Annotated in this window: 8 protein-coding genes; 4 read left to right on the top strand and 4 right to left on the bottom strand. The window is 59.5% G+C overall.

The annotated features are described in order from the left end of the window. On the bottom strand, nt 1-189 hold a 189-nt coding region (locus tag BZL43_RS28400; protein WP_218228039.1), incomplete at its 3' end, for a hypothetical protein. 220 nt (nt 190-409) lie between these two features. On the opposite strand from BZL43_RS28400, the gene glnL reads away from it, so the two are divergent. From glnL to BZL43_RS21810, 3 genes are all read left to right on the top strand, one after another. After that, complete coding sequence (glnL, locus tag BZL43_RS21825) at nt 410-1,495, top strand: nitrogen regulation protein NR(II) (protein ID WP_095634213.1); 1,086 nt, start codon at nt 410-412, stop codon at nt 1,493-1,495. Further along, entirely contained in the window at nt 1,492-2,928 is a 1,437-nt protein-coding gene (gene ntrC / locus BZL43_RS21820; protein ID WP_018929202.1) for a nitrogen regulation protein NR(I), read from the top strand. Before glnL ends, ntrC begins: the two co-directional genes overlap by 4 nt. Before the next feature lie 989 nt (nt 2,929-3,917). Continuing rightward, nucleotides 3,918-4,373: a tRNA (cytidine(34)-2'-O)-methyltransferase gene (locus BZL43_RS21810; protein WP_095634211.1), complete on the top strand. Its 456-nt coding sequence runs from the start codon at nt 3,918-3,920 to the stop codon at nt 4,371-4,373. Nucleotides 4,374-4,576: 203 nt separating this feature from the next. On the opposite strand, the gene secB is transcribed toward BZL43_RS21810, so the two are convergent. Genes secB through BZL43_RS21795 form a run of 3 tightly spaced genes read right to left on the bottom strand, consistent with a single transcriptional unit; the run spans nt 4,577 to nt 5,787 of the window. Then, on the bottom strand, nt 4,577-5,062 hold the full coding sequence (gene secB, locus BZL43_RS21805) for a protein-export chaperone SecB (protein ID WP_007897410.1): 486 nt from the start codon (nt 5,060-5,062) through the stop codon (nt 4,577-4,579). A gap of 55 nt (nt 5,063-5,117) precedes the next feature. Continuing rightward, nucleotides 5,118-5,372, bottom strand: coding sequence for a glutaredoxin 3 (gene grxC, locus BZL43_RS21800; protein ID WP_095634210.1), 255 nt, complete (start codon nt 5,370-5,372; stop codon nt 5,118-5,120). 1 nt (nt 5,373) lies between these two features. Continuing rightward, complete coding sequence (locus tag BZL43_RS21795) at nt 5,374-5,787, bottom strand: rhodanese-like domain-containing protein (RefSeq protein ID WP_095634209.1); 414 nt, start codon at nt 5,785-5,787, stop codon at nt 5,374-5,376. Nucleotides 5,788-5,939: 152 nt separating this feature from the next. Between BZL43_RS21795 and gpmI the strand changes: the two genes are divergently transcribed. Further along, nucleotides 5,940-7,469 (top strand): 2,3-bisphosphoglycerate-independent phosphoglycerate mutase, encoded by a 1,530-nt coding sequence (gene gpmI, locus BZL43_RS21790; protein ID WP_095634208.1) that lies wholly within the window; start codon nt 5,940-5,942, stop codon nt 7,467-7,469. Nucleotides 7,470-7,760 lie beyond the last annotated feature (291 nt).

Here is a 7,760-nt window from a genome sequence, read left to right as displayed (position 1 = left end):
CTGCCATGTAAGGCGCATAACCTGTGGGAGCGGGGCTTGCCCGCGAAGAACGATGACGCGTAATCCCGAAAAAACCGCGATGCATTCTTCGGGGGCAAGCCACGCTCCCACAGGATTCTCGTCGCTCAAAGTTGTTCGCCACAGTTCTGTACTTGGCACGGGCTCTTCTGCTTCTTTTACTTCGCTCAAGTTTGCGCACTATATTGGTGCAATAGAGTGCACAGTACTCATCACGCAACCCATTTTGGTTCGAAAATACCCGCAAAAGCTGGCAGAACGCCACGCAAACGAGCGTCAAACGCCTGTTTCAGGCTCTAAACGCTTCTTTTCGGAGCCTTGGTTTGGTTTTTGCATTTTCCCCGTATCGGCGCTTGTTTCTTGCGCGCGCTCCGCTCCAAAAGAGGTCCTGATGACCATTAGCGACGCACTACACCGCTTGCTACTCGACAACCTGACCACCGCAACCATTCTGCTCGACGCCGACCTGCGCCTTGAGTACATGAACCCGGCGGCGGAGATGCTGCTGGCCATCAGCGGCCAGCGAAGCCATGGGCAGTTCATCAGTGAGTTGTTCACCGAATCCACCGAGGCGCTGAATTCCCTGCGCCAGGCAGTCCAGCAGGCGCACCCGTTTACCAAGCGCGAAGCGATGCTTACCGCGCTCACTGGCCAGACCCTGACCGTCGACTACGCCGTGACACCGATCCTGAGCAATGGCGATACGCTGCTGTTGCTGGAGGTTCACCCCCGTGACCGCTTGTTGCGGATCACCAAGGAAGAGGCGCAGCTGTCGAAGCAGGAGACCAGCAAAATGCTGGTACGCGGCCTCGCCCACGAAATCAAGAATCCGCTCGGCGGGATTCGCGGCGCGGCTCAGTTGCTCGCCCGTGAATTGCCGGAAGAAAGCCTGCGCGATTACACCAACGTCATCATTGAAGAAGCCGATCGCCTGCGCAATCTGGTGGATCGCATGCTCGGCTCCAACAAACTGCCGTCATTGGCCATGTGCAATATCCATGAAGTGCTGGAACGCGTGGGTCACTTGGTAGAGGCAGAAAGCCAGGGCTGCATCACTTTGGTGCGTGACTACGACCCAAGCATTCCGGATGTATTGATCGATCGCGAACAAATGATCCAGGCCGTGCTGAACATTGTGCGTAACGCGATGCAGGCCATCAGCAGCCAGAACGAGCTGCGCCTCGGCCGCATCAGCTTGCGTACCCGCGCCATGCGCCAGTTCACCATCGGTCATGTGCGCCATCGCCTGGTGACCAAGATCGAAATCATCGACAACGGCCCGGGAATCCCCGCCGATCTGCAGGAAACCATCTTCTTCCCCATGGTCAGCGGTCGCCCGGACGGTACCGGGCTGGGCCTGGCCATTACCCAGAACATCATCAGCCAGCACCAGGGCCTGATCGAATGTGAAAGCCATCCAGGCCACACCACGTTCTCGATCTTTCTGCCACTGGAACAAGGAGCCACATCGACATGAGCCGTAGTGAAACCGTGTGGATCGTCGATGACGACCGTTCTATCCGTTGGGTCCTGGAAAAAGCCTTGCAGCAGGAAGGCATGACCACGCAAAGCTTCGACAGCGCCGATGGCGTGATGAGCCGCCTGGCGCGCCAGCAGCCGGACGTGATCATCTCCGACATCCGCATGCCGGGCGCCAGCGGCCTGGACCTTCTGGCACGGATTCGGGAACAGCACCCACGACTGCCGGTCATCATCATGACTGCGCACTCCGATCTGGACAGCGCTGTCGCGTCTTATCAGGGCGGCGCTTTCGAGTACCTGCCCAAGCCTTTCGATGTCGACGAAGCCGTCTCGCTGGTCAAGCGCGCCAACCAGCACGCTCAAGAACAGCAAGGCCTGGAAGTCGTCCCGACGCTGACCCGCACCCCGGAAATCATCGGCGAAGCCCCGGCGATGCAGGAAGTGTTTCGCGCCATCGGACGCTTGAGCCACTCCAACATCACCGTGCTGATCAACGGCGAATCGGGCACCGGTAAAGAACTGGTTGCCCACGCGCTGCACCGTCACAGCCCACGGGCGGCTTCGCCGTTCATTGCGCTGAACATGGCGGCGATCCCCAAGGATCTGATGGAGTCCGAGCTGTTTGGCCATGAAAAAGGCGCTTTTACCGGCGCGGCCAACCTGCGTCGCGGGCGTTTTGAGCAGGCTGACGGCGGCACGCTGTTCCTCGATGAAATCGGTGATATGCCAGCGGACACTCAGACGCGTCTGCTGCGGGTATTGGCGGACGGTGAGTTCTACCGTGTCGGCGGTCATGTGCCGGTGAAGGTCGACGTGCGAATCATTGCCGCGACTCACCAGAACCTGGAAACCCTGGTGCATGCCGGAAAATTCCGTGAGGACTTGTTCCATCGCCTCAACGTGATCCGCATCCATATTCCACGGCTGTCGGACCGTCGTGAAGACATCCCGACCCTGGCCAAGCATTTCCTCAGCCGTGCCGCCCAAGAACTGGCGGTGGAACCGAAGCTGCTCAAAAGCGAAACCGAGGAATACCTGAAGAACCTGCCATGGCCCGGCAACGTGCGTCAGCTGGAGAACACCTGCCGCTGGATCACGGTGATGGCTTCGGGTCGCGAAGTGCACATCAGCGATTTGCCGCCAGAGCTGCTGAGCCTGCCGCAGGATTCCGCACCGGTGACCAATTGGGAGCAAGCGCTACGTCAATGGGCCGATCAGGCGTTGGCTCGCGGTCAATCGAGCCTGCTCGACAGCGCCGTTCCGGCTTTCGAGCGGATCATGATCGAGACGGCCCTCAAACACACCGCCGGCCGCCGCCGCGACGCTGCCGTTTTGCTGGGCTGGGGCCGCAATACCTTGACGCGCAAGATCAAGGAATTGGGGATGAAGGTGGATGGTGGGGATGATGATGAGGGAGATGAGGGTTAATCCCCCCACCTGATCGTTCCCACGCTCTGCGTGGGAATGCCTCAATGGACGCTCTGCGTCCGCTTCGGCAGGGGGACGCGGAGCGTCCCGGTCTGCATTCCCACGCAGAGCATGGGAACGATCACCACCACCCTTCCGTGCACCGCGTCAATGCATCGTGAACCGCAATCGCGCACGGCAACCGATCTGAAATCCCGCTTGCGTTCGCAATCGAACCCCTCTCGCAGAAACAAGAAAGCCCCGGAATACGGGGCTTTCGACGTTTCAGCACAACATTCTGTTTCAACTTGTTAAAACCTGGCACGCCCCCTGCATTAGTCCAATCAGTGATTTGATTCACTACCCAGTTTCGGGGGCCTTGGTACAGGCAGGCCGGGGATTCCCCTCTTTACATCCGGGCTCCTAACGCAATCGCGACGAGCCCATCCCGTTTTGGGGTCCTTGGTACAGGCAGGCCGGGGATTCCCTCTTTACACCGGGCTTACGACGCCATGCGCGAAGCCCTCCCGTTTTGGGAACCTTGGTACAGGCAGGCCGGGGATTCCCTCTTTTATTGCTCCCGGAGATGGATCTCCAGCCGCCAGCGGTCATCGACCTCGCTACCGGCCCACTCGCCCTGCAGCGGACGGGCCGCCACCACCGTCAGCAACAATCCCCCGTCACTCAATCGCGTTCGCCAGTTCACGTCTCTGCCGTTGAGCTTGAGCTGACCTTTCTGCGCCTTACCTTCAGCCTTGAATAACAGCGCCACGCTGCCGTCGACTATCTCGCCGTGGGTTTCCGGTTCGTTGTTGAACCACACCACCAGCCCATCGCTTGTCACCTCGACTTGCTCTAATACGCTGGGGTCGGGCGCGGTCAGGCGACCGATCATCAGCCCCACCATCACCCCGACAATCGCCAGCGAAGCCATTACCCTTGGGAATAGTTTCGAACGAGGGTCCTTTGGCGGCGTAGAATACCCGTCATCTTTACCTTCGGAGCCGTGCATGTTTCACGTCATCCTTTTCCAACCAGAAATTCCGCCGAATACCGGCAACGTTATCAGGCTGTGCGCCAACAGTGGCTGCCACCTGCATTTGATCGAACCGCTGGGCTTCGAGATGGACGACAAGCGTCTGCGCCGGGCCGGCCTCGATTACCATGAGTATGCCACCCTGCAGCGTCACGCAGACCTGGCCAGCTGTCTGGAAAGCCTCGGCCATCCTCGGCTGTTCGCTTTTACCACCAAGGGCTCGCGGCCATTTCATGACGCCAGCTTCGCCGAGGGCGATGCCTTCCTGTTCGGCCCGGAAAGTCGTGGCTTGCCGGCGGAAGTGCTCGAGGCCCTGCCCGGCGAACAACGCCTGCGGCTGCCCATGCGCGAAGGCTGCCGCAGCCTGAACCTGTCCAACACCGTGGCCGTCGCCGTTTACGAAGGCTGGCGCCAGCTCGGGTTCAAGTAAGCCCACGTCTGATCGTTCCCACGCTCTGCGTGGGAATGCCTCAAGGAACGCTCCGCGTTCCAGCAGCACCACTGGCGTCGAGCCTGGCACCCGTGTGACGCGCAGCGTCACGGGCTGCATTCCCACGCAGAGCGTGGAACGATCATCTCCCGCCCATGAAAAAAGCGCCTGTTACGGCGCTTTTTTCATTACTGCATCGACGCTTACTGAACGGTCGGTGTCTCGCCAGCCGCCTGCATGCGTTGCAGTTCTTGTGCGTAGAGTGCGTCGAAGTTCACCGGGGCCAGCATCAGGGCCGGGAACGAGCCGCGGGTCACCAGGCTGTCCAGGGTCTCGCGAGCGTACGGGAACAGGATGTTCGGGCAGAACGCGCCGAGGGTGTGGCTCATCGAAGCATCGTCCAGGTTCTTGATCAGGAAGATCCCGGCCTGTTGAACTTCAGCGATGAACGCCACTTCTTCACCGTTTTTCACGGTGACCGACAGGGTCAGCACGACTTCGTGGAAGTCGCCTTCCAGAGCCTTCTGGCGAGTGTTCAGATCCAGACCGACACTCGGCTCCCACTGCTGGCGAAAGATCGCCGGGCTTTTCGGGGCTTCGAAGGACAAATCGCGTACGTAGATGCGCTGCAAGGAGAATTGCGGTGCGGTTTCTTCTTCGCTAGCTGCAGTGTTCTGTTGGTCAGTCATCTCAGATCCTTTCTGATCTCGGGTCTTGTAGGGTTGGCTATTTCAAGTAAGGCAGTCAGGCCTGGAGCAAGGCGTCGAGCTTGCCGGCGCGCTCCAGGGCAAACAAATCATCACAGCCGCCAACGTGGGTGTTGCCGATCCAGATCTGCGGCACGGACGTTCGTCCGGCTTTCTGAGCCATCGCGGCACGCACCTGCGGCTTGCCATCGACCTTGATCTCTTCGAAGGCTACGCCTTTGTTCTCGAGCAGGTATTTGGCTCGCGAGCAATAAGGGCAGTAATCGCTGGAATAGACGACGACGTGGTTCATTTCATTTCACCAGCGGCAGATTGTCGGCTTTCCAGCTGGAAATACCACCGGACAGTTTGGCGGCGGTGAAGCCGGCTTTCATCAATTCGCGGGCATGGGTGCCGGCAGTCTGGCCCATGGCGTCGACCAGGATAATGGTCTTGGCCTTGTGTTTTTCCAGTTCGCCGACGCGAGCGGTCAGTTTGTCGTGAGGAATGTTCAACGCGCCAACAATGTGACCAGCGGTGAAATCCTTGGTCGAACGGATGTCGATCACCACGCCTGCATCCTTGTTGACCAGCCCGGTCAGTTCACCGGTGCTCAGGCTGCGGCCGCCGCCTTGCATCTGATAAGCGATCAGCAACGCCAGCAGTACAACGAAGAGACCGACGAGCAGATAGTGGTTAGTGGCGAATTGAATCAGGTTAGCAACCATCGAAGGAGGTTCCAGGGCGTTAAAATGTCGGCCAGTATACACAGCCCCTAGAGTGGGCCAAACCCCGTCTGGCGGTGACGTGGATTGAACTTGGCTTTAAACTGCCACTCCCTTTTCCATCGCCTCTTTTAATTCAGCCACGAGTGGATTCCATGACTACCACGCCTAAACCTTTGGTCCTGATTATTCTCGACGGCTTCGGTCACAGTGAGAGCCCTGAATCCAACGCCATTTATGCCGCGAAGAAGCCCGTACTGGACCGCTTGTGGGCAACCGTGCCGAACGGTTTGATCTCGGGCAGCGGCATGGACGTCGGTTTGCCAGACGGCCAGATGGGCAATTCCGAAGTCGGTCACATGAACCTCGGCGCCGGCCGCGTGGTGTACCAGGACTTCACCCGCGTGACCAAAGCGATCCGCGACGGCGAGTTCTTCGAGAACCCGACCATCTGCGCCGCGGTGGATAAAGCCGTTGCTGCCGGCAAAGCCGTGCACTTCATGGGCCTGTTGTCCGATGGCGGCGTTCACAGCCATCAGGATCACCTGGTCGCCATGGCTGAACTGGCCTTCAAGCGCGGCGCTGAAAAAATCTACCTGCACGCCTTCCTCGACGGTCGCGATACACCGCCGAAAAGCGCGGAATCGTCCATCGAGCTGCTGGACGCGACTTTCCAGGCACTCGGCAAAGGCCGGATCGCCAGCATCATTGGCCGTTACTACGCCATGGACCGCGACAACCGCTGGGATCGCGTGTCCCAGGCTTACAACCTGATTGTCGATGGCGCCAGCGAATTCAACGCCGCCACCGCACAGGAAGGCCTGCAAGCCGCTTACGAGCGTGGTGAAAGCGACGAATTCGTCAAAGCCACCAGCATCGGTGAGCCGGTGAAAGTCGAAGACGGCGACGCCGTAGTCTTCATGAACTTCCGCGCCGACCGTGCCCGCGAACTGACCCGCGTGTTCGTCGAAGACGATTTCAAGGAATTCGAACGCGCTCGCCAGCCTAAACTGGCCGGTTTCGTCATGCTGACCCAATACGCCGCCAGCATCCCCGCGCCGTCGGCCTTCGCCGCGGGCAGCCTGGATAACGTGCTGGGCGATTACCTGGCAAAAAATGGCAAGACGCAGCTGCGCATCGCCGAAACCGAAAAGTACGCTCACGTGACGTTCTTCTTCTCTGGCGGTCGCGAAGAACCGTTCCCGGGCGAAGAACGCATCCTGGTCCCGTCGCCGAAAGTCGCCACCTATGACTTGCAGCCGGAGATGAGCGCCCCGGAAGTCACCGACCGCATCGTCGACGCCATCGAAAACCAGCGTTACGACGTGATCGTGGTCAACTACGCCAACGGCGACATGGTCGGCCATAGCGGTGTATTCGACGCGGCAGTCAAAGCGGTCGAATGCCTGGACCTGTGCGTCGGTCGCATCGTCGATGCGTTGGAAAAAGTCGGCGGCGAAGCCCTGATTACCGCCGACCATGGCAACGTCGAGCAAATGTCTGATGAAACCACTGGTCAGGCGCACACCGCGCATACCACCGAGCCGGTGCCGTTCATCTATGTTGGCAAGCGTGACTTCAAGGTCCGCGACGGCGGTGTACTGGCGGATGTCGCGCCGACCATGCTGATGTTGCTGGGGCTGGAAAAACCAGCGGAAATGACTGGCACTTCGATTCTGGTCTGATCAGATCCATCTGACGACGCCATACCTGTGGGAGCCTGTGTGGCGAGGGGGCTTGCCCCCGTTCGGCTGCGTAGCAGTCGTAAAACCATTGCATGCGGTGTATCTGATGCACCGCGATTGCAGATTTGGGGGCCGCTTCGCGACCCAACGGGGGCAAGCCCCCTCGCCACACAAGCTCGCTCCCACATTGGTTTTCGGTGTTTTTCTGTCCAGTTATCACACAGCCCCAATTGGGCGTTTTTTTTGCTGCGCTTGGCGGGCATACTAGGCCGTCCCTTTCCCTGGTGTCGC

Source organism: Pseudomonas sp. PICF141 (assembly GCF_002286815.1).
GTDB lineage: Bacteria > Pseudomonadota > Gammaproteobacteria > Pseudomonadales > Pseudomonadaceae > Aquipseudomonas.
Note: the sequence above shows the minus strand (reverse complement) of the source record. Positions and strands in the feature narration are given on the sequence as shown.

Bases quoted from the DNA above. Each gene is read 5' to 3' on its own strand.
- glnL (WP_095634213.1), top strand. From the start codon at position 410: ATGACCATTAGCGACGCACTACACCGCTTGCTACTCGACAACCTGACC.
- ntrC (WP_018929202.1), top strand. From the start codon at position 1,492: ATGAGCCGTAGTGAAACCGTGTGGATCGTCGATGACGACCGTTCTATC.
- BZL43_RS21810 (WP_095634211.1), top strand. From the start codon at position 3,918: ATGTTTCACGTCATCCTTTTCCAACCAGAAATTCCGCCGAATACCGGC.
- secB (WP_007897410.1), bottom strand. From the start codon at position 5,062: ATGACTGACCAACAGAACACTGCAGCTAGCGAAGAAGAAACCGCACCG.
- grxC (WP_095634210.1), bottom strand. From the start codon at position 5,372: ATGAACCACGTCGTCGTCTATTCCAGCGATTACTGCCCTTATTGCTCG.
- BZL43_RS21795 (WP_095634209.1), bottom strand. From the start codon at position 5,787: ATGGTTGCTAACCTGATTCAATTCGCCACTAACCACTATCTGCTCGTC.
- gpmI (WP_095634208.1), top strand. From the start codon at position 5,940: ATGACTACCACGCCTAAACCTTTGGTCCTGATTATTCTCGACGGCTTC.